This is a genomic window from Methylobacterium sp. D54C (assembly GCF_053345595.1).
The window spans coordinates 1-23,838 of sequence record NZ_JBKFAK010000034.1; the positions used below are offsets into that span (position 1 = coordinate 1).

Annotated in this window: 13 protein-coding genes and 2 pseudogenes; 10 read left to right on the forward strand and 5 right to left on the reverse strand. The window is 68.4% G+C overall.

Going from position 1 to position 23,838, the window contains the following annotated elements:
* Positions 1–220: 220 nt before the first annotated feature.
* A pseudogene (locus ACLBYB_RS30020) lies at positions 221–614 on the forward strand (transposase); the annotation flags it as partial.
* A gap of 41 nt (positions 615–655) precedes the next feature.
* Here ACLBYB_RS30020 and ACLBYB_RS30025 read toward each other — a convergent pair.
* Positions 656–2,218: pseudogene (locus tag ACLBYB_RS30025) on the reverse strand (ISL3 family transposase).
* 729 nt (positions 2,219–2,947) lie between these two features.
* Here ACLBYB_RS30025 and ACLBYB_RS30030 point away from each other — a divergent pair.
* The 6 genes from ACLBYB_RS30030 (at position 2,948) to ACLBYB_RS30055 (ending at position 9,230) form a co-directional block, all read left to right on the forward strand.
* Entirely contained in the window at positions 2,948–4,582 is a 1,635-nt protein-coding gene (locus ACLBYB_RS30030; protein WP_447700985.1) for an AAA family ATPase, read from the forward strand.
* Positions 4,583–5,202: 620 nt separating this feature from the next.
* Positions 5,203–5,613 (forward strand): MerR family transcriptional regulator, encoded by a 411-nt coding sequence (locus ACLBYB_RS30035; RefSeq protein WP_447700986.1) that lies wholly within the window; start codon positions 5,203–5,205, stop codon positions 5,611–5,613.
* 564 nt (positions 5,614–6,177) lie between these two features.
* Positions 6,178–6,930, forward strand: a complete 753-nt coding sequence (locus tag ACLBYB_RS30040) for a hypothetical protein (RefSeq protein ID WP_447700987.1) — start codon at positions 6,178–6,180, stop codon at positions 6,928–6,930.
* Positions 6,931–6,967: 37 nt separating this feature from the next.
* Positions 6,968–7,321, forward strand: coding sequence for a hypothetical protein (locus tag ACLBYB_RS30045; RefSeq protein ID WP_447700988.1), 354 nt, complete (start codon positions 6,968–6,970; stop codon positions 7,319–7,321).
* Between the two features lie 397 nt (positions 7,322–7,718).
* Entirely contained in the window at positions 7,719–8,579 is an 861-nt protein-coding gene (locus tag ACLBYB_RS30050) for a 3'-5' exonuclease (protein WP_447700989.1), read from the forward strand.
* A gap of 120 nt (positions 8,580–8,699) precedes the next feature.
* Positions 8,700–9,230, forward strand: a complete 531-nt coding sequence (locus tag ACLBYB_RS30055) for a hypothetical protein (RefSeq protein ID WP_447700990.1) — start codon at positions 8,700–8,702, stop codon at positions 9,228–9,230.
* Positions 9,231–9,283: 53 nt separating this feature from the next.
* On the opposite strand, the gene ACLBYB_RS30060 is transcribed toward ACLBYB_RS30055, so the two are convergent.
* Positions 9,284–9,868, reverse strand: coding sequence for a hypothetical protein (locus ACLBYB_RS30060; protein ID WP_447700991.1), 585 nt, complete (start codon positions 9,866–9,868; stop codon positions 9,284–9,286).
* A gap of 434 nt (positions 9,869–10,302) precedes the next feature.
* Positions 10,303–11,196, reverse strand: a complete 894-nt coding sequence (locus tag ACLBYB_RS30065; protein WP_447700992.1) for a hypothetical protein — start codon at positions 11,194–11,196, stop codon at positions 10,303–10,305.
* 926 nt (positions 11,197–12,122) lie between these two features.
* On the opposite strand from ACLBYB_RS30065, the gene ACLBYB_RS30070 reads away from it, so the two are divergent.
* From ACLBYB_RS30070 to ACLBYB_RS30080, 3 genes are all read left to right on the forward strand, one after another.
* Complete coding sequence (locus ACLBYB_RS30070; protein WP_447700993.1) at positions 12,123–15,998, forward strand: hypothetical protein; 3,876 nt, start codon at positions 12,123–12,125, stop codon at positions 15,996–15,998.
* A 1,083-nt stretch (positions 15,999–17,081) separates the two neighbouring features.
* A complete protein-coding gene (locus ACLBYB_RS30075; protein ID WP_447700994.1) occupies positions 17,082–17,984 on the forward strand; it encodes a recombinase family protein in 903 nt (300 codons plus the stop codon).
* 556 nt (positions 17,985–18,540) lie between these two features.
* Complete coding sequence (locus ACLBYB_RS30080) at positions 18,541–20,022, forward strand: recombinase family protein (RefSeq protein ID WP_447700995.1); 1,482 nt, start codon at positions 18,541–18,543, stop codon at positions 20,020–20,022.
* A 177-nt stretch (positions 20,023–20,199) separates the two neighbouring features.
* Here the strand turns inward: ACLBYB_RS30080 and ACLBYB_RS30085 are convergent, their stop codons facing one another.
* Both ACLBYB_RS30085 and ACLBYB_RS30090 read right to left on the reverse strand, forming a co-directional pair.
* Positions 20,200–21,927, reverse strand: a complete 1,728-nt coding sequence (locus tag ACLBYB_RS30085) for a hypothetical protein (RefSeq protein WP_447700996.1) — start codon at positions 21,925–21,927, stop codon at positions 20,200–20,202.
* Between the two features lie 33 nt (positions 21,928–21,960).
* Positions 21,961–23,706, reverse strand: coding sequence for a hypothetical protein (locus ACLBYB_RS30090; protein WP_447700997.1), 1,746 nt, complete (start codon positions 23,704–23,706; stop codon positions 21,961–21,963).
* Between the last annotated feature and the right edge of the window lie 132 nt (positions 23,707–23,838).

Sequence of the window (23,838 nt, forward strand, 5' to 3'; positions counted from 1 at the left end):
CCCGGCGAAGCGGGTGGGCAGGGGCAACATGGCGGTGTCTCTTGGCGGGGACGCCGACAGCCTATCCGTCACGCCCGCTTCGTCACCTCCGCCCACTCGATGCGCCGCAAATGGCCAAAGTCGAGCTTAGAGCCCGTCCGGTAAGGGTCTGAAGCGGGTGATCCTCCCTCGGCATCGCGGACACCTCTGATACGCTCATGCTGAGCGGGGAAGGTGTCGGATGACGAAGACGAGACGCGAGTTCACACCCGAGTTCAAACGCGAAGCGGTCGCCCTTCTGGAGAGCAGCGGCCGGCCGCAGATGCAGGTCGCGGCCGAGCTTGGGATCCAGCCCTCGATGCTGAGGCAGTGGCGTGCCACGCTGAACGGGGCCCCACCCCGGCCGCGGCCGGCCGGATCGACGGGGAGTGCGCCACCAAGCCCGGTCGCCTCGCCGTCCGATCAGGCCGTCGAGATCGCCCGCCTGCGGCGTGAGCTCGACCGTACGCGCATGGAGCGCGACGTGCTAAAAAAGCCATCGGCATCTTCGCGGAGATGCCCAAGTGACCTTCGCCTTCATCGAGCAGCATGCGCGGACCTGGCCGGTGCGTCTCATATGCCGCGTGCTCGGAGTGTGATTAGGCGTGGAATAAGGGCTCTGACGCACTTTCGCTGATCATCCGGAGGTGAAGCCGATCAGGCGAGCTTGCAACAGGTCGATCTTGCCGCGGCCGTACATCTGGCGCTTGATCAGCTTGAGTTTGGTGATCTGCCCCTCTGTCTGGCCGTTCGACCATGGCAACGTGATCGCCGCCAGAACCGCAGCTCGGTCCTGACCGACACCGCGGGCGAACGAGGCGACGAGGCTTGTGCCAGCACGCGTGAGCCACCCTTCGAGCCTGTCCGGCGCCATCGCCCGAACCATCGTCTGGAAAGCGCCCACCACCTCGCGCGCCTCGACCAGCGCCGGCACGCCGTCCTCGACGGCAGCCACGGTCAGTGTCTCCGCCTTGGTCAAGCGGTCGCGACCTGTCGTCAGCCATCGCGCCAGGGTTCGTGCCGACGGCACACGCTGCAGCCGTTCGATCTTGGCCTGCTCGGCGCGTCGACGCCGCGTCGCCCATTCCCCGACCACGCGCAGCGATCCCCGGAAGCCTTGTCCCTTCGCCCTGCGCCAAAGTTCGGTCGCGTTGCGGCTGCCAGCATCCTACTGGGCATCGAGCCAGGGCAGATAGGCGTCGAGCGAACTCTGGCGGACCCGGAAGACGTCGGTACGCTCCCCACGCAGGACCGCACGCACCACCTTGCGGCTGTGGCCAAGACGTTGGCAGATCCGGCGGATCGGAACGCCTGCCTCGGCGAGCGCGCGGATGGCCGCGTCCGCCTCCTCCCGACGCAGGTAACCCTCGTACTGGATGCGCTCGGCTGCAGTGAGCAGCGCCGGATCGATCGTGGCTGCGCCGACGACCTCGCGAACCTGTCGCATCGACCTGCGCACGGCATCGAGGAAGCCACGGCTGGCATTCTCCATGAGGTGCCACCGGTCGGCGACCTGGATGGACTGCGGCAGAGCACGGGCGATGGCCTCGCCATATCCACCCCCGCGGTCGCGGGCGACGATCTGGATCGAGCCGTTCATCTTCAGCCAAGTCTGTGCGGTGGCCTGCTCGCGGTCGGGTAGAACCGCTACGATGCGGCGGCGTTCGAGATCGCAGACGAGGGTGCCGTAGCGGTGGTTGCGCCGCCAGGCGAAGTCGTCGATGCCGATGATGCTGACTGGATCGGAGTGTGTCGTCGCCCGACGGCGTATCACGCGCAGGAGCGTGTCGCGGCTGACGGGCAGCATCAGGCGCTGAGCAAGGCCTGCACCGGGCCGACCACCGAGTGCGAGCCCAAGGTGGTGGACGATCTGCTCCAGCCGCGAGGTGCGTCGCGCTAAGGTAGGCAGGACGCACTTGGAGAAGCGCTCGGCGAAGATCTTCCGCCCACAGGCCGCTGCGTCACACCAGAAGCGTCTTACCATGACTTGGAGTTCGACGCGCCGGCCACCAAGCGGCAGGTCGGCGGCACGGCGCTGGTAGCGGCTTTGGATGCGACTTGAAGGGGTCCGGCAGTCTGGGCACGTCGCCGTCGTAGATCCGGACCTCACGACCAGACCAATCCGATCGGTGCCGACATCGAGGTGATCGACGACGAATCCGGCAGGTACGAGGCTCGACGGCCTGAAGCGGGGGCGCATGCTGCGGCTCCATCGTGGATATCCGCAACCTCAACGCTGCCGGCATCAGCGAGAGTGAGTCAGAGCCCCGATTGCACGCTGATCCGGGGTCCCGTTCCAACGCCTTTTGACAGTCCGCCGGTTTCGGGCGCGATGATTTCTTCGTTTGCCGGGTCGGCGCCCGGCAAGAGTACCGCCGGCATTAACCCTGTGGCCGATCCGTGCCACCTTCGGGATCCATTCGCATCGCCTCTGGGACGTTCTGGAGGTATAATGACGGCCTTCCGAATAATGACCGCTTAACAGCGGGGCCCAGAGGTCGGCGGCATTCGGGCCGTCACCTCTCTCCTGTGCCTGTCTCCGGTCGAAGGACCGTTCGACGCCCACCGGACCGGTTCAGGTCACTTTTCCCGGGCTTCCCGGTCATGCCGGGGAACGGAGCTGCCGTCGACGCGGCGGCCCATGGGCCAGCATGGCTCTCGACCGAGTCCGACCAACCGGGGATCGCGCCGTCACGGCAGTCTTTCGCAGGCGCTCGAGAACCGCGCTCACGACCGCATCGTGCCGTGCTCGGCCACGCGGGGGCGCCTGGCACGGCGCGAACCCCGTCACCCATCCCGCCCAGCGGGACCGATCGAGCAAGGAGGAAGCATGGCAGGGATTTCCAATGAAGTCGCGCGTGCCGTTGTCCTGCGTCATTTCCCGCGCGTCCTCAAGGCGGGGCTGGATGGCGCGGGTCGCAACGGGACGATGCCCGCGCAGCTCGCCAGGGACGCGGGTGCGATCAGGCCGGTCCTCGGCCGCACCGTCCGCAACTGGCTCGCGCGACCCTACCTCCCGGACGGCCGCAGGCTGGTTCACCGTGCGGATCCCGTGTCGAGCGCCGTCGGCGACCTTGCGGAGCTCGACAGCTTCGCGGCGCGAACCGACACGGACGCGATCCGGGAAATCGCGGACGCTGCGTTGCTCCTCGGCTTCTCTGGCCACGTGGAGGCCGCCGCCGGGCGGGCTGCCGGCGCCGCGTGGTCTGCCCTGGACCGGTTGCCGGAGGTGGGCGCCATCCTCGCCGTCCTCGCCCTGGCCAGCGCGGGGGCGGACCCGGACGGCGTCGTCGTGCCATGGCGCGACTTCGCCGAGTACGACGAGCCCCTGCCGGACGAGGTCCCGGCAGGCGTCGAGGGCGAGATGGATGCCGAGACCCTCAGGGTCTGGCGGGACGCGATCGGCGAGGCGTTGAACGAACTCAGGTCGACGGCCAGCGTGCTGGCCATCGGCCTCTCCGCCATGGCCGCGGGACGGACGCTGGCATACTACGCGGACTTCACCCTGGCCGCGCACGCCCTGGCCATCGGGGAGGCGGAGACGCGCCACGTGCGGAACCGGGCGGCCGCGACCGTGAGGCGCCGGGAGGCCTCGCGGGCCGCCCGGTCGGGGCGATCGGGCCAGAGGATCGCCGCGCCCGAGCGGGAGCCGGATGAAGGGCATGGGCCCGGCGACCGGCCGGCAAGTCCCACCCGTAGCCATGGATCTGTCCTCGTCTGCCCCGCGATCACGGCCACCGGCAAGGCACGGGAGGCGACACGAGGCTACGAGCACGTCATCGGCTGCGAGGTGCCGCTCGTGGCGGTCGGCGACCTCGCGGAAGGACGCTCGTCGCTCCTGGCGGAGTTCCCCTATGCGGCCGAGGCCATAGACACCGTGCTTGGGGACCTCGTCGGAAAGGAATTCGTGAGGCTGCCAGGCTACCTGATCGAGGGCCCCCCGGGGGCGGGGAAGTCCCGCTTCGTCAGGCGTCTCGGAGAGGTGTTGGGCGTCGGGGTCTACCGGGTCGACGCCACGGGCGATTCCGGTGCCAGCATCGCCGGCACCGAGAGGCGCTGGTGGAGCACGGAACCCTGCAGGCCGTTTATGGCCATAGCCCGGCACCGCCACGCGAACCCGTTCCTGCTCGTGGACGAGATAGACAAGGCGCCGACCCGCTCCGACTACGGGCGCGTCTGGGATGCCCTTCTCCAGCTTGTCGAGCAGGAGAACGCCTCCCGCTACCCCGATCCAAGCCTCCAGCAGGACATCGACATCCACTGGGTCAGCGTCGTGTGCCTCGCCAACGACGCCGGTCGCCTTCCCGGCCCGCTGCTCGACCGCTTCCGCGTCATACGCTTTCCAGAGCCGGGGCCGCAGCACCTGGACGCCCTGGTGGCATCCTCGCTGGCCGAGATCGCCCGGGAACGTGGCCTGCATCCGCGCTTCCTTCCCCCTCCCGATGGCGTGGAGCTTGAGGCCCTTCGCCGGCGCTGGCGCGGCGGGTCGGTCCGGAAGCTTCGACGAGCCGTGGAGGCCGTGTTGCGCGCGAGGCAAAGACTCCTGGTCGAACGGCCTCACTGAGGCGAACGGCTACCGGATCGGCAGGCCGCGCGGCGAAGGGTCTATGCCGCGTGGCATGACCTTTCTCGCGCTTGGCCCTGACCGCCGTCTCCCGCCGGCCTGCGGATCGGCGTTCACGGCCGCGTGGCAGGTCGGCCCTGGGGGCACGCCGGACCGAGCGGGCTCGATCGGTGAGGGTATGCGGCCGCCACACAGGCCCGTCTCCTCGCTGAGGTCTACGACCGGCCTCCTGCTCGATGTCATCGGGGAAACGGGACCAGGCCTTCGGCATCGCCTATGGGGCGTGGCCCGCGTCGGACGGGGTCAAGATCATGGAAGGTCGGTCCCGTCGGCCGCCAGCGTCGGAACCCTCGGCACGCGCGGATGCTCAAACCGAGCGAGACGGGCAGGAGTCTGCGCGTGGCCGGAATGGGCGGCTGACGTTGAAGCGAGCCCCTGGGCTGGTTCCAGAGGGCGCATGCCGACGCGAAGGTCCGCCCAGGCCGCCGGAATGGATCCGTCGGCCCTGACACCAGCGTCCTCGCGACCTGACGCGGCGGATGATCCTGCGTCGCGTCATGGGCGGTTCTTTGCTAGGGCTCTACGGCGTCGAGATCCCGCGACCGCCACGGAGCCGCTCCTTGTCCCTCTCCATTGGTGCCCTTTCGACGATGACGGGCGTCAAGGTCGTCACCATACGGTACTATGAGCAGGTCGGACTTCTACCCGCGCCCGACCGCACGGACGGGCGTCAGCGGCGCTACGCGGACAGCGATGTCGTCCGATTGCGGTTCATCCGCCAGGCGCGGGAGCTGGGCTTCGATGTGGATGCCATCCGAGACCTTCTCGGGTTCGCGGACGAAGACAAGGTGCCCGATGCCGAACTCGTACGTCGGCTCATGGATGACGTACGGTTCAAGATCGACGCTCTGGAATCCCTGCGGCAGGAGCTGTTCGAGCTCTGGGCCGAGGGCACCCCGGGGCGGCCCCTGCTCGTCGAGGCTTTGGTTCGAGCGCCTTCGGGCGTGGCTGCATCGAAAGACTTCGACTGAGACGTGTGGTCGTTGGTCACGGCGATGCAGGCAAACCTGGAATCGCCCGTGCGGACATCGACATCCGAAGTAAGTCTTGGTGCTCCTGCGGACACGAACGGTCATGGTCGGCAATATTATGTTCGCGAGATCGCGCCGCCTTCAGCGCCGATAATTTTGATCGATGCAAGACAGCTCTTAGCCCGCCTGCGACGCCCCCTCATACTGCGCTGCCAGGTTGCCTACGCCTGTCTGTTGCGTGGTGCGCTGTGTTCACACCTGCATCCTCCGCGATTGTCACTGCATCCATAGCTTCTGCAACTTGTTCCGTGGACCGCTGCGATCTTCGTCAGTAGGCGCTCTACACCCTGCGTTTTGCCCACCTCATTGTGCGGCCTAATCCCTAGTTGCAATATAAAAATATACAACCCTAGCTTATCTAAGCTTATATAGCAAACGATATAAAAGTTCCATTAGCCTTATTTGGCCCCCGATACTCGAAATCTATAGTCACTATAGCTTTTTGGGGCTATTATGACAGCCATCGAAACTGCTCGGCCGCGACGCGCGGCGACGGGGGAAGTCATGGTCGTCGCTTTCTTTTCGGATGGTCCTCTCGCCGCGATGGCAGCTTTGCTGGCCCGGACCGGCCTCGCCGCGCTCGGATCGCCGTCCTTCGAACTCGGGTTCGGAACTTACCGGACGAGCGGGCGAGCGGAGACGATGTGTGCGAACGGGCTGCTGGCATTCGTGAGAATGCATCGCGCGCATGACGTGCTGCTTGCGCTGACGCCGAGCCTGATGGCCGAAGCCGCCGTGACGGCGGCCGTCGATGTCGCCATATCGGTCGGTCCGGGGGGCTGCAGTCCCGCTCTCCCGGCGGGCGCCCACGCTTGGCACCTGGCCTCCGACGGCGACACCTCCGCCACCCGCGGTCGAACGCCATCCCTCCCGATGCGCCTGCCCGACCTCCATCCGACGGCGTCGACTTTCGCACGCGACGGCGTGCCGTGCACTCCCCCGGTCCGGGACGCGTTGAAGTTGGTGGCGGTGCTCCAGACGCTGGCTTCCTGTCCCAACGCCACGGACGTGGAGGCGTGCATGAGGGAACTCCTGCTCGCTGACGTGCCCGAGGGCATCGACATCGCCGTGGACCGCCTCCGCGCCATCGCCGACCGCCTGGACGCGATGCCGGCCCGCACATGCGGTCCCGTCCGCCGTCGGACGGCATCGGGCACCCGCCACGGCCGGTCGGCGCGTCGTCGGGCCGTTCCCGGTTTCGACGCGTCACGGACAGTCCCGGGGGCGCCGTCCCGTTCGGCCGGCCATCGGCGCTGACCGCCGGTTCCGCATCTGGATTCTTGAGGAGGTGACGATGAGCAAGACCAGCCTGAACGCGGTTCCGCGCCCGCGGCCACGGCACGCCCCGGCGCGCAGCGCCAAGGTTTCCCCCCGGCCCGAATCCGCGCGCCGTGGCCGGACCGCCCGTCCCGCGCCGTCGCTCGGGGCGATGTCCGAACGGCATGTCGCCGCGCTCGTCCGGGAGATCGAGGTGGCGGACGTCGAGGACGCCGGCACGCCGTCCGGGATGAACCTGGGTGACAGCCTGCTCGATCCTGCCTTCGACGACGAGCACGCGGCCTGGGCCGTCCACGGCCACGGATCCTACCGCCCGCGCCTGGCGCGGATGACGGCGCACTTCACCCTCGATGACGAGGGCCTGGACTGAACCGCGGGGGATCGTGGCCGTGAGGCCTGGGCATCGCGACGCCGCCCATGGCGGATGGCCTGCCTCGCCCTGCCGGGGGCGTCGCCGGCGCTCGCCCACGCATCGGTGCGAGGGCGAGCGCGGCTTCGAGCGGGAACGCACGGATCGCGGCATTGGCCGCATGCAAGGAGCACACTCGATGGAAGCGACACGTCCCCAAGGCCAGTTGGCCCTTCCTCTCGGCGGCCGCGGAAACGGTGGCGGTCTCCCCTTGCCGTCTCGGCCCCTGCTTCGCGCGCCCGGCGTCGGGCTGGGACCGCGTTCCCGTGCTTCGGGAGCGGGGGCGGCCAGGGACCGACGGGTCGCTCGATACGGGGGGGCCTCGCGTCCGGTCGACGGATCGACCCAGCACGATCGCGTGCTGAGCCTGGACATCGAGACGATCGTCGACAAGGCGCTGCTGCCCCCCGATTGGCCGGAGGACCGCTTCCCCAAGCCGCTCTGGCATCGCGTCGTGGCGATCTCCTACGTCCAGGCCCGCATCGAGCGCGACGCCGACGTCGGTGGCCTCCGCTACTCGGTCGAGGCATGCCGGAGCGGGGGAGAGCCCGGATGGGACGAGGAGCGGCTGCTACGCGGTTTCTGGGCACATTTCGAGCGGCACCGCTTCCAGGTCGTGACCTGGAACGGGCGCGCCTTCGACATGCAGGTGCTCCTGCAGCGCGCGATGCTGCACGGGATCGCCACCCCGGCCTGGCACGCGCGCGGCCAGGGTCGGATGTCGTACGGGCAGCGCTACGCCGACTGGCACGTCGACCTCATGGACGTGATCAGCGGCTACGGCGCCTCGGCCCGCCTCGGCCTCGACGAGACCTGCGCGGCGCTGGGGTTGCCGGGCAAGCCGGGCACATCCGGGGCGGACGTCGCCGACCTGGTCGCCGCCGGCGACCTTGGTCGTGTCAGGAACTACTGCGAGAGCGATGCCCTGAACACATACGCGCTGTTCCTGCGATACGGCTTCGCCTCGGGCAGGATGGGCGCCGCGCTGCACGACGACGCCGTCGATGACCTCGTCGGCTACCTCGCGGCGGAACGGAAGGAAAGGCCGCACCTCGGCTCCTTCCTCGACGCTTGGAGGCGTTCCGGTGCCCCCTCGGCGATGTATGTCTCGAACGCACGCAGGGGCGAGGGCCGAAAGGCCTCGCCGGCAGAGCCCTGCCAGTCCCATCCCGGGTCACCGTTCCAGGGTGTCTTCTCCGCACCGCCAATAGGGGGATGACGGCGCCGCATCGTATGCCCCGGAAGCCTTCCCCATCGACGGCCCCGGCCCGGATGGGGGCCCGTCCGGGCCGGGGCCGTCATCCCGCGACCCCCGCTTCCCGACATGGAGTAGGACGACATGGTCGACCTGGCATTTGGCGACGTCCGCGCGCCGTGGCTTGGCCCGACGTTCCGACCGGCGATCATCCCAGCTTCCGAGCCGGGGATCGGGCATGTCGGTCCGGCCGTCATCGGTGGCCCCTGCGGCTTCGCCGTGCTGATCCTGCACCTGTGGCGCTTCCTCGGTCCAACCGCGATGGATGCGGAAATCCGGCGAAGGTTGCGCGACGCCTTGGCCGTTGCCGCGAAGGGCTGGTCGGCCGATTGGGCCGACACGATGCTGTCGGTGATCGACCCCAGCGGTCCGCTGGCGCCCTCGGTCGAGTTCCTGCATGACGGCAACGTCGATTCCCGACGCGGCGACGAGGTCATGTCCGCGCTCGCGCTGCGCGGGCTGGGCGGGGATTGCACGGCCTCTGCCGCTCTGGCGCACGGTCTCGCGATCGTGGCGCACTGTCACCCTGCCGCAGCGTCGCTGATGACGTTGTCGGACGAATGGTCGTCGCTGGCATCCTGCCAGCGAGACGCCATTTCGGAGGCGCGGGATTGATCTGGCCGCTGACGGCGGCTTGGTCGACCGCCGTTGGCGTCTCCGCAGAAAGGTTACGGGACCTTCCGATCGGCAGCACCGGACAACGCCGAGGGCGCCGTCGCCTGGAACTCGCCGTCGACGCCGTCGAAGCCAGCCATGCGCGCGGCCTCGGGATCGAGCCCGAGGCGGAAGTCCAGGTGGTCGGCACGCAACGTCCGCTCCTCCGTGCCCTGGTCGCAGCCCCGGACCTCTTCCGCCATCTTCCGGAGGCGCCGCACCCGGCTATCGATGGGCAGGGCCGCCCAGATCGCCTTCGCCTTGGCCTGCCAAATCTCCTCCAGTTCGTCGCTGATGTCCAAGAGCTCCCACCGGGCCGCCTTAAGCCGCTCGGCGTACTCCGGCGGGAGGTGCGATGGCAGCGTGACTTTGCAGACGTCGAGCCATGCTCCCTCAACCGCGTGCATCGCTTCCAGGGTCTCGCGAGCCTGACGGGACGTGGAGGCGCCCGCACGACCCAAGTTCGCCCTCTCGAGGTTGTTGCCGGGCAGCGGCGAGGTCGTCGACCGCCGCCCGGCGCGGAAGATCCCGTCGTCGAGCAGGTCCATCGCGTGCTCGGCCACCTTCGCGCCGAACGTGGGATCCTTGTACTGCCGCATGCCTGTCTCCGCTGCCGAATTCGCGCTCGGCCAGGGAACGCTAGCCCACGTCCGCGGCCCACACGAGTAAGGGTTTGCCCTTACTTGACATCGTGCCACGAATATGAGCCGCGGCCTGGCCGACCACGTCAGGGTTCGGCTTCGATGGCCTTTCGGCACCTGGCGGGGGACGAGCACTGCTTTGCGCAGTCGAACAACCCGAAGCCCCTCTTGTCGCGTATGCCCCTGAACCGAGTTCATGCTTTTTTCGAGGATGGGATCGGGATCGACGATGCTCCTCGGGTCGCGAGGGATCGGTAAGTGTCAGTCACTGGCGGAGGGCGTGATCCCGGCAGCCATTCCCGCGAGCGTCGGACCCGGGACGGGTCCAGGCACCCGGCCGGCAGTTCGGCAGAGCCATGCGCATGTTCGGGTTGCCCGCAAGCCATCACGGCTCAGGCCCGATGGACGAGCGAATCGAGCGCGGCCAAGTCGTCGGCGTCCGGCGCGGCATCCCCGATCAGGGCCGATTCGAATTCCTTGAAGCGTCGGCAGAGAAACCTGGCCTCCTGGACCATGGGCGTGACCTCCGCCGAGCGTCCGTAACAGTCCGCCACTGCCGAGATCAGGCGACGGGCGACGTCCACGGCCTCGAAGGCCATGTTCTCGTCCAGGGTGCCCAGGCTTGCCCCCACCGTCAGGTCCCACGCCTCGCCCGACAGGCCCGTTGCGATCCGCGCCGGCTCGGCGTTGCGCCTGTCCGTGAGGAAGTAGGTGTAGACGTCCCGCATCTCGATGAACGCGCAGGTCGCGGCGGTCACGGCATAGCCGGCGACCAGCTTGGCCGTGTCCGTTCCGTAAGGGGCCCCGGCAAGCGACCCCACCCATGGATCGGTCCCGTCCGGTCGCCCCGGCCAACCGACGCCCTGCTGCCAGGCAGCTCCCCGGTCATAGACGTCCGGGCGGTACCCGATCGGCTCCCGGTGCTTGAGCCGGTAGGACGTCAGGCGCGCCTGAGGGAACGGCTGGACCGCCCATCCGTCCTTCCCGAGCGTGACGAGGGGATCATAGGACCGGATCAGCACGACGTCCCCAACGACGCGCACGCGCTCGTCCATGAAGCGTCTGAGCCGGTCCGATGCCGAGGCACGGCCATCCTCAAAGATCTCGGAGACCTCGATCTCCGATGGCGGACGGTCGTGGCGCCCGATGACCGCGCCGTTCGTCGGGCCGGGCGCGTTTGGGCCCACCGCCGCCAGCGGCGTTCGGCAGGTCACGAGACCGAGGTCCGTGCAGTCGGAAACCCGTTCGGACCGGCCGCCGGCCAGGAACGCCTCGAACTCGGCCACGCCGAACTTGCCCGAGTGCGAAGGCGTGCCGCGGATGCAGGACCGCCCGTCGACCTGGTACCAAAGGGTGCCCTCGAAGACGCGCCAGGTTAGGTCCCTGTCCCCGAACCTGAATGTGTGGGTGTCGCCGAGATCCTCGGGTGATCCGGCACGCAGGGCGACGGGCGTGTCGATCGCGACGAACCAATCCTCGTGGATTCGTTTCCGCTTGCGCCTCAACAGCACGGGACCGGGATGCCTGACCGTGACGATCCGATCCACCGCCATGTAGTCCCCGCACGGTTGTGGTCGCGTGACGGCCCGTAGGCCGGAGGCGCGGACCCGTGGCTTGATCCTCGCGAACGAACCGTACGGTGACCGACTTGTCACGCTTTGGCCAATCCGGATCGTGGACGTGGCCGTAAGTCGACACCTCGCTTCCGAGCGCCCGACCCGCCATCGGATCCCGCTCGTCGCCGCGCTGCATGGGACCGTTCCCGAACGGCGGGCCGGTGGCCGGCACGACCACGCGACGCCACGGATCGGTCAGGTCCGGATAGGCCGGCGTCGGCATATGTTTGTCCTCGCCCTACCGGGAAGGCCGGGGAGGGGCGCAAGCATACGACCAAGCCGCCGGGGCACGTACGGCTGGAGCCAGGCGCCGAAGCTGTCGATGACCGGTCGCTTCCGTCGGACGAAGCTGCCGCGGCGGGTCTGGAGACCCCGGCAGCCCCGCCCCCGATCTTCGTATGCGCGATCCTCTCGTTCCGCCCCTGCCGGGGCGAGGCTGGCCATGTTAACCACGACCCATGGGGGTCGCCGCACAGGGGGAGCATGTCCTGACGCCGAATGGGGACGCGAGCCGACAGGCGGTCGCGGCCCTGCGAGGCTATGGGTACCAGCTCTACGCGTCTGCCCTGGCCTGGCTGGGCCTTGGCGACGGCGAGATGCTGCACCTCGAGGTCGCCGAGGACTTTGCGGTGGCCACGCGCCATGCCATCGCCGGCACGCAGGTGAAGGACACGGCCCCTAGCGGCGCGGTCACGTTGCGCTCGGCGGGCGTGCGGTCGGCTATCGATTCCTTCGTGGACCTGGTGCTGCGCAATCCCGGCAGGCCGGTCTCCCTGCACTACCTCACGACGTCCAGGCTCGGGACCGAGCGGAGCGCGGCAGACAGGGTCGGCGAGGAAGCTGCGCTCACCTACTGGCGACGGGCGGCCGCGGGTGCCGACGTGAGGCCCCTTCGCGTCATGCTCGGCCGCCTGGAGCTCGCGCAGGTGACGCGATCGCACCTTGAGGCCATGTCCGACGAGGAATTCCGCGCCGGTTTCCTGGCGCGGATCCATTGGCATTGCGGCGCCCCTGGCCTCCACGACGTTCGAGCGGACCTCGTGGCCGGCATGGTCGAGTACGTCGGCACGAGCCGGGGACTCTCGAGCCACGTGGGCAGGGACCTCGTCCCGGCAGTCGTCGAAAGGGTTCTCCTCACGGTGGTCTCGGAAGGCGCGCGCCGACTTCGCCGCGCCGATCTTCTCACGCTGGTCGACGAGGCAAGCAGGGTCTCCGTACCGCTCGAGCAGCTTTCGAAGGCGTTCGGCGGCACCGGTGGCGTGAGGGGCTTCGTACGCTCCTCCCTGCTGCTTCCCGCCACCGAGCTGCCGCTTCCCGAACTGCTCGTGCCGCGAACGGAGCTGGTCGCCGACATCGACACGCTACGGGTCTCCACGGGCGCCGTGTTCGTGGTGGGCGCGACCGGGCTCGGCAAGTCACTCGCGGCGAGGCTCGTCGCGGCGAGGGCGGGGACGGCATGGTCGATCGTCGATTTCCGCGACCTGAACGCGGTCGACACCGCCGCGCGCCTCTCGCTGCTGCTGGGCGAACTGGCCGCCTCGCCACCAACGGGGATGATCCTCGACGACCTGAACGAGGTCGAGGATCGTGGTGTCCGGGACATGACGGCGCGGCTCCTGGCCGCCCTGGCACGCCGGGACGTCACCGCGATCGTCACCGCCTACTCCGCGCCGGCGCCGTCGACTCTCCACGGGCTGGCCGCGCGCGCTTTGCCAGTCGTGGAGGTCGGGTACCTGAGTGAGAGGGAGGTCGCGACCCTCGTCGCCGAGGCGGGAGGCGAGTCGAAATACGCCGGCCCGATCCATCGCGCGGCTTCGCTAGGCCATCCCCAACTCACCATTGCGATCGTGCAGCGGCTGTCCCAGGCGGGGTGGGGCAGGGGGGCCCTGGCCGCGCTGCTCGGAGGCGCCCAGGGCGGCGACGTCGCCGGCGAACGCCGTGCCGCCCGGCAAAGGCTGATGGCCGCCATGCCGGTGGACTCGACGCGCCTCCTGCTGCGCATGAGCCTGGTCGAAGGCGGCTTCGATCGCGCGCTGGCACTTGCGGTGGCGGAGCTCAGCCCGCAAGTGCCCTTGGCCGGCATGGTGCTCGACCGCTTGGTCGGCCCCTGGATCGAGCCACTCAGGAGAGACAGGCTGCGCGTGTCGCCACTCCTAGAGGGCGCGGCGAGCGAGGTTCTGTCCGAGTCGGAGCGCCGGGCGATTCACCGCTGCGTCGCGGAGCGGATCCTCGGGCGCCGGACGCTCTCGGTCCTCGATGCCGAACCGTTGCTCCGGCATGCGCTCGGCAGCGAGGATGCCGGCCAGATCTTCGCTTTCGCCAATTCCATCCTGACGTGCGACGAGGACACGCTCGGGATGCTCGCGCCGTTCGTGGGCACGCTCCAGCGCCTCGCCTTCTCGGCCCCGATCCTGCCGGGGGATCCCCGCCTCGCGGCGATGCTGCGTTTCGCGCAGCTGTTGGTGCTGCTGCCCCGGGGCTCGGCGGAGGACGTGCGCCGATGTTGGCGCGCCCTGGACGGCGAACGGGCGGACATCGTCGCGCCGGAGCTGTTCGAGTGCGCCGTTCTCTGCAAGCTGCTCATGCATGAACGCGCGGGATCCATCTTCCCGGAATGGCCGGACTTTCTCATCCGTGCGGACGCGCTCGCCAGATCGAGCGAGAGGTTCGCGGCTGCGAGTGCCGAACACGCACGCTCCGGGGGTACGCCCGATATCACCGGCGTCCTCCTGGCCAGCCAGATGCGGAGCATCCGAACGGTGGCGTCATTCCGCGTCCTCATGGAGAGGATCGACCGGGAGCCGCCGGACGTTCGGGAACGCTGCTTGAGCGCCTTCGTCCCGGGCCGCAGCGATCTATCGATCCTCGTCAATCAAGGGTGGCTCCACGAGTTGCTGGAGCCCGCGTTCGATTGGGCGAGGGCGGGGGACGACTATGAGGCCTGCGCCGGGATCGCGATGTCATGGGGCAACGCGAGCCTCGCCGTCCGCTGCGCGATCGCCCGGGCGATCTGCCTCGACGAGGGCGGTGGCGATCAGGATCGGGCGCTGGCATGCCTGGACGATGCCGCCCGCCGTTTCGGCCCTGACGTCGCCCTCGTGCGGGCCCGGGCGAAGGTCCACTGGCGCCGGCGCGATCATGCGACGGCCCTGCCGCTTCTCGCCGCCGCCGCCGAAGCGGGCGGCCAGGATCCCCTGGAGCGTCTCTACATCGCGCGCGAGGCCGGCATCAGCGCCGCGGAGCTCGGGGATTGGCCGGACGCGGAAAGATGGTTCGGGCGCGCCCGCGCCGCCGCGGCCCACTTTCCCCAGGCTTCGGTAAGGGCATCGGCGATCGGGCTCCTTGCGGACATGGGCCACGCCGCATGCAGGTCAGGGGCACACGCACGGGCGCTCGACCGGTTCCTGGAAGCTACCCGCCTCCTTCCGACCGTTGATCCAGGCGGCACGCTGACCGAAGCCTACTGCCACCGGATCGTCCGCAATGGCGTGTTCTGGCTTCTCCGCACCGTCAGCGGCGTCGCCGACCCCGAGGATCGGGACGTGGCCTACCTGGCAGGCTGCGGCAGCAAACCGGATCCCATGGAGGAGATCAGGTCGCATCCCGTCGGCCACCTCGACTATGCCTTCTACCTTCTTGCCCAGGCGGACTTGGAGTTGGTCGAGCCCACTGGTTACCACGTTTCCTTCCGAGAGGACCTGACCGGCGGCCCGATCCTGTTCGCCGAGATCTCGCTGGCTATCGTCCAGGTCCGCAACGCGATCGCACGTCACGATCCACGGGATTTCGTGGCCCGTGTCCTCCAGCATGCGGCGACGTCCTCTCTCGTGCGTTCCGGCATATCCCCGGAATCGCTCGACGCGACGGAAGAGCCGGTTCGCGGGGTGATACCCGCCACGACGCTCGATGCTCGGTCATCCCAGGATGAGCGCGGCGCGGCCGAGGACTTCGTCTTGACCTTCGCGGTCGCCGCGGCGCTCGCCGGCGATTTCGGGGTCGTCGACTCGGCCGCCGGCGCCGGCTTGGCGGCGGCGGAACTGGAGACGCTACATCCCCTGTTCCGACGCATGGCTGGCGCGACCGGGCGGATGACGACCGAGAGGGAAGGCCTCGCCAGCGCCATCCATACCATGCGCGCGGACCTTCGCGGTAACCCGCCGGCCCTCCTGTGGTGCGGGATCTGGCTGGTGCTTCACCTTCGCTGGACATCGCTGCGGGACGCGACCGTCGGCCCGACCGTCGGCTGGATCTTCCGGCACTGGGCCCGCCTAGTCACCGACGGACGTTTCCTGCTCGCCTCTCCCGCCTTGTCTGTGCCTCCCATCGAAGCGGTCCTGAAGCGGCCCGAACGGACCCAGGCCGCCGCCGCCAGGCTACTCCTGGCCGCCCGCCTCGGTGCCGCATCCGAGGTCCCCCCGTCGATCTCGCAGCTTCTGGATGAGATGGCGGCGGCGGACGGACCGCCCGGCTAGGAAGGCATCCCGTTCCGGTGAACACGGATGCGTCGGCAAGGGAACGGCACCGAACGCACCTTTGGATCGAGGGAAGGCCCACGACACGGGCGATCCGGCGTTCGATGCCTCGAACGCGCTGACCGCCGTTAACCGAGGGCGTCGGTCAAGGCGGGAGCGACGTCCCTGGCCATCGATCTGGATCTATATCTACGGTATAATTCCAATCAGGCTGAGACGCCATGTCCGGCTTCGCCCGCTCGACGCGACGAGGCCTGAATTCGTGCGGCCCCCGTCCCGGAACTCGCAGGACGGGCTTCGTCATCGTCGGCAAACGCTCCCCGCCGTTCGAGGTGACAGGCAGCATCGGGCGGCACCGGATGCCTTGCATCGCGTCGCGGGATGGTTTGCCGGGACAGGGCCCGACAGCCTTGCGTTCCACCTGAAGACGGTGCCGGAGACCGGCACTTGGAGAAGGATCCGACGCGAGCGAACAGAAACGATCCATGTCCGGGGCGAGGCATTCCCGTCGTCGGGGCGCGAGGCGCGCCGGACCCTGGCCGCATGGCCCTGCGATCCGGAGGGCAGCTGCAAGTGGCCTGCCGTCGCGAGCGGATCGCGCCTGGCCCGGCCGTGGCGGCCTCGTCGTCTTGCCAAGTCCGCCCAGGGCGGCCCGCTCCCCGGGCGGTCGCCGGTCCCTTCACCGTGGAGGCCCCGGACCACGCCGCCGACGCGCCCGCAAAGGCGAGGGCGGGGGTATCGAACCATTGGTCTTGGCGACGGAATCCTGAGTCTTTCCCAGATCTCATCCGCAAATCATTGAGTCTAAAATAGATTATTCACCATCGTAATTGGCCGACCAAGCGATGATAAAGAGTCAATATGGTCTGCAGGCAACTTCTAAAAATAAAGATCTTGCCCGAATTTATCTGAAATGAAATGAAATATCCATCGACAGGCGCAGTTGCGAGGCCGAACAGTTCGCCTCAGCATCAGTCGAAGCATATCGGATGGTGGATCGCATTGCCGGATTCCGCGGCATGCTGCCCGGATGTGAGCTTGCCGGTACCGAACGGAAATCCCTCGAGGCAGAGAGGCATGATCATGAGTGAGACGGTTGGTGACGAGGCCATGGCGCTTGGCGGAAGGGCGTCCGTCGCGGCGGACGGGGCTTGGGCCCCGTTCGGGGTGGCGCTCTACGCCTATGGTACGGGGGCGAGCGTGGCGCGGCAGATCGATGGCATGCTCGGGTACTGTGCGGAGCGCGCCATGCCGGTCGCCGGTACCTTCTCCGATACGGGTGTCGGTGTCGCTGCCCCCGTCAGGTTCGGCCTTTCGTCGCTGCTGGCGGTCGTCGAGTCCGGAAACGTCGGTTGCGTGGTCGTCGAAGACTTGGACCGCCTCTCGCGGTCCGCCGCCGACCTGCGGTCGATCGTGACCCGGATCCACGCGGCCGGGGTCGAGCTTCACGACCTCCGGTGCGGCCGCGTGGAGCCCGAGAACACCCTGCTCTTTGGCCTCAGCGCAAGGGTGCAGCGCCGGCAGAACGCGGAGCTCGCGCGGTACGCCTGCCACGCGATCGTGGCGCGTGGAGGGTGGCCGCTCGCAGCCGGCTATGGCTACCGCAAGGTCGCAGGGGAGAGCCGCTCCCTCGAGATCCATGCCGAGGAGGCGGAGATCGTGAGGGGCATGTACCGGCTCGCCGCCCACGAGGACCGCACCCATGCGCATATCGCGACGCACCTCGCCGAGCGCGGCGTCCACCCGCCGCGTGGCGCCGGCTCCTGGACGGGATCGTCGGTGTCGCGGCTGCTGCAGCGGGACCTGCACCGCGGGATCCTGGTCTACGGTCGGTACGCCGCTGGCATGTCGCTCGACGGGCGCCGCACCACGACCTTGCAGCCCCCGGAGAGGTGGACGATCACGGAGGCCCCCCAGCTGCGGCTCGTGGACGATGCCACCTGGCACGGGGCCCAGGGCCGGCCGCGTCGGAGGCGGGCAGCCTGAGGAATGGCCGGCCGGACCACTACCTGGCGGGCGGCGCGAGGGGATGTGCCGCGGGGTCGAGCCCGCGGCGTGGGCCAACCGTCCCCGTGGCCGGCATGACGCTTCGGTCGCCTCGGCCGGGGATCGGCACGGAACCGATCCACTCGGTTCGCCGGGATCTCGGCTGCGGCCGCCGGCGCCATGGGGACCATCGCTTTCGGTAAGTCCGGGGGGCGGCCGACGTCGTGCCGGCCAATTCGAAATGGGAGATCTTGATGAATCGGTTGGGTGGCCTGTTCGACGAGGTGGTCCTGGATCGGCGCGCCGCGACCGCGGTCACGGAAACTGGCGCCCGGCCGCCCATGTCGACGAACACGGCCCCCTTCCAGAATGCGTCCTCGGCCCTGCAATGCCTGCCGGAGGTCTGGATGGACCGGCATGGGGGGCCACGGAGGCCATCCGATCCGTCGTCGGCCAGCGGGCGGCAGTGTACGCGAGGCGCGGCACCGCCGCGCGGGCGCGAACGTCGATCGAGCGACAGGTCGAGCTCGGCCAGGCGTACTGCGCTCGGCTCTACATGGCGCACGATCCGGATCGGGATATCTTTTCGGACGAGGTTCGGCCCGGGATCGACGTGCGCGCGCACCGGCCCTCGGAACAGTTGCTGGCAGCGGTGCTGGCCGGCGAGTACCGGCACGTCGTGATCGAGGACGGGGATTGCCGGTCGCGGGACGATGGCGACACCCGATGCCTCGCCGGGCTCGTGCATGCCGCCGGAGCCGAGCTCCACTCCACGACCTGCGGCACGCTTCATTCGCTGGGCACGGCCTTGGACGGTCGGCCGTCGGACGAGACGCCGGCCCTGATGGCGTTGCGCGCCGACTTTTCCCGGCGTCGCAGGGCCGAGGAAGGGCTGTGCATGGGCGGCATACCCTTCGGCTACGACAGGGTCGCCGGTTGGCCCGGCAGGGTCGCCGTCAACGTGCTCGAGGCCGAGCATGTCCGGTGGATCTACAGGACCTACCTGGACGGGACGATGTCCCCGACGCAGATCGCGCGGGACCTGCAGGGTCGCGGCGTGCCTCCTTGCGCTATGGCCGACACCTGGGATGCCGGGACTGTCCGCCGCATTCTCGCGAACCCGATGTACCGCGGGCTGCTGATCTATGGTCGCCGCCAGGCGTGGCGTGATCCTGCCGACGGCAGGTGGCGCAGCCGGGTCACCGATCCCAGGACCTGGATCGTCACCGAGGTGCCCGGCTGGCAGATCGTGGGCCGCGAGACGTGGGAACGCGTCCAGTCGCGCATCGCGGAGCGCCGCGTGCTCGCGCCCGGCGCTCCTTTCCGGACCGGCCTGCCTGTCCGGGAGGGCACCAGCCTTCTCGCGGGACGGATCAGGTGCCCCTCCTGCTGGGATGGGTTCCATGCGGTTCACCGCACGTCGAAGGGACGCTCCTACATCCGGTGCAATCGTCACGACCCGCTGGGCGGTGGCTGCCCGAACGGCGGGAGCTACCCGATGCGTGCCGTCGAGGCCGCCGTCGTGCGGTGCGTGGGCGACGCCCTGGCAGACGATGCGGGCATCGCTGCCTTCACGGAGGCGCGAGCGAGGACGCTGCACGAGAGGAGGCGCGTCGTCGTGGACGACCTCCGCAGCGTGGAGCGGCGCATCGCCGAGATGGAAAGAGATCTCGACGTCTTCCCCAGGTGGGCCATGCTCGACAGTGACTCGAATCTGGCCAGGGCCGTCGCGGCGATTCAGGCTGAACTTGCCGACGAGTGGCGGCTCCGGCGACAGGAGCTGTCGGACCTCGGCAGCGCCTCGCCACGGTCGATCGGCATCGATCCCGGTCGGCTCGGAGGCCTCCGCGACGCGATCCTCGGCCTCGCCGCCATGGTTCCGTTCCGCCCCGTCGACGAGGCCGGCTACCGTCTGAGGAGCGCCTTCCGCGAATTCGTCACGGGCGTGATCCTGCATCCCGGGGACAAGCGGGGCGAGTTCCGGATCGAGGTGACCACGCAGATGGGGGAGCCCGCGCCGACGATCGGGCGCACATGAACCTCGTCGCCGGTTGTCGCCCGCGTCCGACCGGCTTCCTGATCGGTCCGGGCGGCTTGCCGCGATGAGAGCTGGTCAGGCGACCGTTGCACTCGCCCCGGGATCGAACGAGAACCCGTCGGTCCGTAGCACCGAAGATCTCGGTCAGAGGCGCGAAGGTTGTTCATGCACGGTCAATCACCGTCCCGGACCCGCGTCACTCGATCGTGCTGCACGACGGACCATCTCGTCCAGGTCCCATTTGGAACGAGTTTCGCGATAGCCGAGTCGCTCCAGATCGGCCATCGATGCCCGGTCGAGCGGGCTTCCTATCTGGATGACCATCAGTTTGGCTGCAATTCGGTTTTTCACGGTCCCGCCGACGATCTGGATCGCATGTGCGATCGAAGTGCAGGAGTGGCCATTCTCGAGCAGGGTGAAGCCGAAGAAGGTGCCGAAATCCACCGCATCCGTATAGCAGTCGACATCGCATTGCGACCGGGTAAGCGCCGTCACTGTCGAGACGCCGTGCTCCGACATGAGCCGGCGCGCGATGGCTGCGGCGGGAACGACGGCGGCCGGCGGACCGGTCACGGGATCGTTGTCCAAGAAGAGGTAATACCCGGCCCCTTCCAGACGCATGAGGGCAGCCAGCTGGTGCATGTTGCCACGCACTTCCGAAGCTCGATGGATGTTGGCGCGTCCAACACCGGCGAGTTTCGCCTGGATGAGGGCTGCGCGACAGATGTATCCATCCTCGTGTCCGATATGTAATATGGCACCAAAGTCGACACCAGTCTCCGCTTCCGTCATCTTGTCGGCTTCGAAGGTTGCAACATGAAAAGGGAAGGCCGATCCATACCCGATCGCGTCGAACATCCCGCCGCCGATCTTTTCGTTGCTCTCCCTTAGCTTCGACATCAACAAGGTGGTTGATGGCTCTTCGCCGGTTTTGGCTGTGAGCTCGCGAATCATCGCAATTTCGGCCGCAGACGCCACCCAGTATAGCAACGCTTTCAGGTCGCGACTCGACGAATTTGGATTCTCGAGCGCCTGCCACAGGCGACGAAGTGCCGAGACACCATCCAGATCAGGTTCCGGCGGCACCCTGATCTTGGCCAGCGAGGCATGCACGATCCTTGGCCAGCCATCGTGCGTATTCGCCAAGCCAAGGGGTCGGTCCAGCCACGCTTCGGCCACCGATCGGGCCAGGTTTCGAAAACGCTCGTTGTCCCAGGAGCCGGTCGTGACACGAATGATCGGCGGCGGCGTTCGTGAGCCGACTTTCGTGCTCACTATCCAGTGGTCGATCCTGGCCTCCACGCCGCTTCTCAGCGTCCGGTTCGCCTCGAAGCGCCTCTGCTCGCGGCCGCCCCATCTCAGGACGGTTGCGAGGCTGTCGCGGGTGGCCGTGATGGTTGCTTGGTCGGCAAGGGCGACGCGGGCCACGGCGGAGGCACGCTGATGCTCGTATTCGGCGTCGGAGCATTCCTGCGCGATCTTCAGGGCCAGGTCCCCCGCCCCGATCCGGAGTGACATGTCCCAACTCGCTCTCCCGGCAGCCCTTTTCCGATCGAAGGCCGCACGACGCGCGGCCCAGGCACGGCGAAGCGGGCCCGGGAGGCGCGAGAAACGCAAACCCACACGCCACAGCCCACGCTGCCACAGCCAAACCCGGATGCTGTTGCGCGACCGACGATGGTCCTCGATCGCGACCTTCAACGCCTTCCTCAGCTGTTCATGGGCATGGTCCGCGTGCATCAGTGCGTTGGTGGTTTCCCGCCCGTAGGCGTCCTCGAAATCCGCCCGCTCGGGCCGCTGACCTCGATAGGACGCCCGCGCGTTGAGTTCTGCATGCTCGCGTTTGAGTAGCCGGTCCTCGTGCCGTACTGCCGAAAGGACGCTCTGAAGTGTCTTGCCGTTCATGGATGGCAGTCTCGGATGCAGCGGCGGTCGATATCAGTCTGGTACGCCGAAGCGAGCGCCGTACCGCGCCCGGAAATCATCGATGAGATTCCCGGCCACGTCGACGCACCACCGGCCGAAATCCGGCGTCAGCAGCCGCACCGGCCAACTGCGCGGCGCGTCCCGGATCTCGAACTCGCCGGCTGCCATGGCCAGGAGCGGGTGATGCCGAGACGGCGGGGGCGCGACGGTCTCGAAACCAAGTGTCTTGAAGTGCACGAGCTCGTTTCGGATGGTTACCAGCTTGTCGAAGCGGGCGGCGAGTTTGTCATTCATTCGCTCCGGGCTGCATAGGACCTGCTCGAGATGCCGCCATTTCAGCCGCAACTCCGTGCCCCGGACGAACTCGGCTGGATCCGTCGCGAGCGACTGCGGGACCGTGGCCGAGGGGATCTCGCCCTCGCGCATCCCCTCATTGACCAGCGAGGCGACGGAGTTGGCGAAGGCCTCGACCGCGCAGACGGCGAGGATGCAGGCGGCGATCGGCACGTCGAGGTCGACGACCCCCGACTGGACGCCGTACCCCGGGACGAGTTCGATCAGCCGCCGGGCCGCCAGCAGGTGCTGGCTCGCCATGTCGGGCATCTCCCCGAGCTCGAACCATCCCTTTCGACGCGTGACCCTCGTCCAGCCCTTTCGGAAGCGAGTTCCCGCGCCGCCGCGCATCTGAAGGTCCAGGAGAATCGGGCGCGTGCCCCTGGCCTGGGGGGCGGTCGCATCGGCGTCCAGCTCGAAGGCGTGGCTGGGCATCAGTAGGCCGACCTCGATCGGCTCGTGGTCCGCGCGCCCGCAGCAATCGAGGTAAGCCCTCCCGCTTCCGCAGCGGCACTGGCCGCGCGGGCCGACGCCCAAGCCTTGCCGCCCGAGTTGTTCCGCCGAGACGAGGAGGCTTCGGCCATCCCGGCCGAGTTTTGAGTCGCCCAGTTTCGTCGCAATCTCGATGCATGCGCGCGCGTCCGCCCGTCCCTCCTTCAGCTGCCCCATGGCGAGCCTGACCAGTCCCCGCTCATGATGGGCTTGTGCCAGGACCTGCTGGTCGCCGGACGCCCTCGCGAAGAATACGCTTTGTTGCGAGTAGGCAATGGCTCGCTCAAACAGGCGCCACCGGCGGAGGAAAGACCTCGCGAGGTTGATGCAGTCCGTGGCGATGCCAGCCGCATCGTCGTGCGCGTACTTGATCGCGATGGCCATGTTTATCATGGCCAAGCCTTGCTCGCGCTCGCCGGGATCCTCCCCTGAGACGAGCAGCATGCCGAGGTTGCCGGCGGCGGAGGCCCTTCCCCGCTCCTCCCCGTTTTCCTCGAGGCGTCCGAGGGCGGCTTTCCAGAGCTCGGCGGCCCTTGTGATGTCCCCGCCGTGGAAGGCCGCATTCCCCCGTTCCAGCAACAAATATCCAAGGGTTTCGGGCGGCTCCCCCGCCGGGTCCGGCTCCCGGACGTTCCCGTCCAGGCCCAGGGCACCGACCGAGACCAGGCGCAGGCGCCCCGCCAGCCTGGCCGCCGAATCCGAGGATGGCGTGAACCGGTCGAGGATCTTCAGGGCGTCCCCGTGGCGGCCGTCCATCTGCGTCGCGAGTATGCGGACGAGCGCGAGCTCGTCCTTCTGCCTGTCGTCCAGTCCGCCGCCGAGATCCAGCTCGACGAGGGCGGACATCATGGCCCTGCGCTGGTCGGCCGAACTGCCGAAGAGCGATTTGTGCGCCTGCAACAGCCGCTCGTCGATCTTGTGTCGGTCAGGCATCTCAGAAATCCCGTTCGCGGCCCTGGTGCCTCGCGGGCGGATCGAACCGCGGGGGGGCGGGCATCTTCCGCGAAGGGGCCTACGGACGGGATAAGAAACGGCGTGAACGAATGGGGACTGCAGCCGGGGACG

Excerpts from the sequence above, each read along its gene's own strand:
- ACLBYB_RS30070 (WP_447700993.1), top strand. The coding sequence starts at position 12,123 with ATGCTGCACCTCGAGGTCGCCGAGGACTTTGCGGTGGCCACGCGCCAT.
- ACLBYB_RS30075 (WP_447700994.1), top strand. The coding sequence starts at position 17,082 with ATGAGTGAGACGGTTGGTGACGAGGCCATGGCGCTTGGCGGAAGGGCG.
- ACLBYB_RS30055 (WP_447700990.1), top strand. The coding sequence starts at position 8,700 with ATGGTCGACCTGGCATTTGGCGACGTCCGCGCGCCGTGGCTTGGCCCG.
- ACLBYB_RS30030 (WP_447700985.1), top strand. The coding sequence starts at position 2,948 with ATGCCCGCGCAGCTCGCCAGGGACGCGGGTGCGATCAGGCCGGTCCTC.
- ACLBYB_RS30090 (WP_447700997.1), bottom strand. The coding sequence starts at position 23,706 with ATGCCTGACCGACACAAGATCGACGAGCGGCTGTTGCAGGCGCACAAA.
- ACLBYB_RS30085 (WP_447700996.1), bottom strand. The coding sequence starts at position 21,927 with ATGAACGGCAAGACACTTCAGAGCGTCCTTTCGGCAGTACGGCACGAG.
- ACLBYB_RS30045 (WP_447700988.1), top strand. The coding sequence starts at position 6,968 with ATGAGCAAGACCAGCCTGAACGCGGTTCCGCGCCCGCGGCCACGGCAC.
- ACLBYB_RS30060 (WP_447700991.1), bottom strand. The coding sequence starts at position 9,868 with ATGCGGCAGTACAAGGATCCCACGTTCGGCGCGAAGGTGGCCGAGCAC.
- ACLBYB_RS30040 (WP_447700987.1), top strand. The coding sequence starts at position 6,178 with ATGGTCGTCGCTTTCTTTTCGGATGGTCCTCTCGCCGCGATGGCAGCT.
- ACLBYB_RS30080 (WP_447700995.1), top strand. The coding sequence starts at position 18,541 with ATGGCGCACGATCCGGATCGGGATATCTTTTCGGACGAGGTTCGGCCC.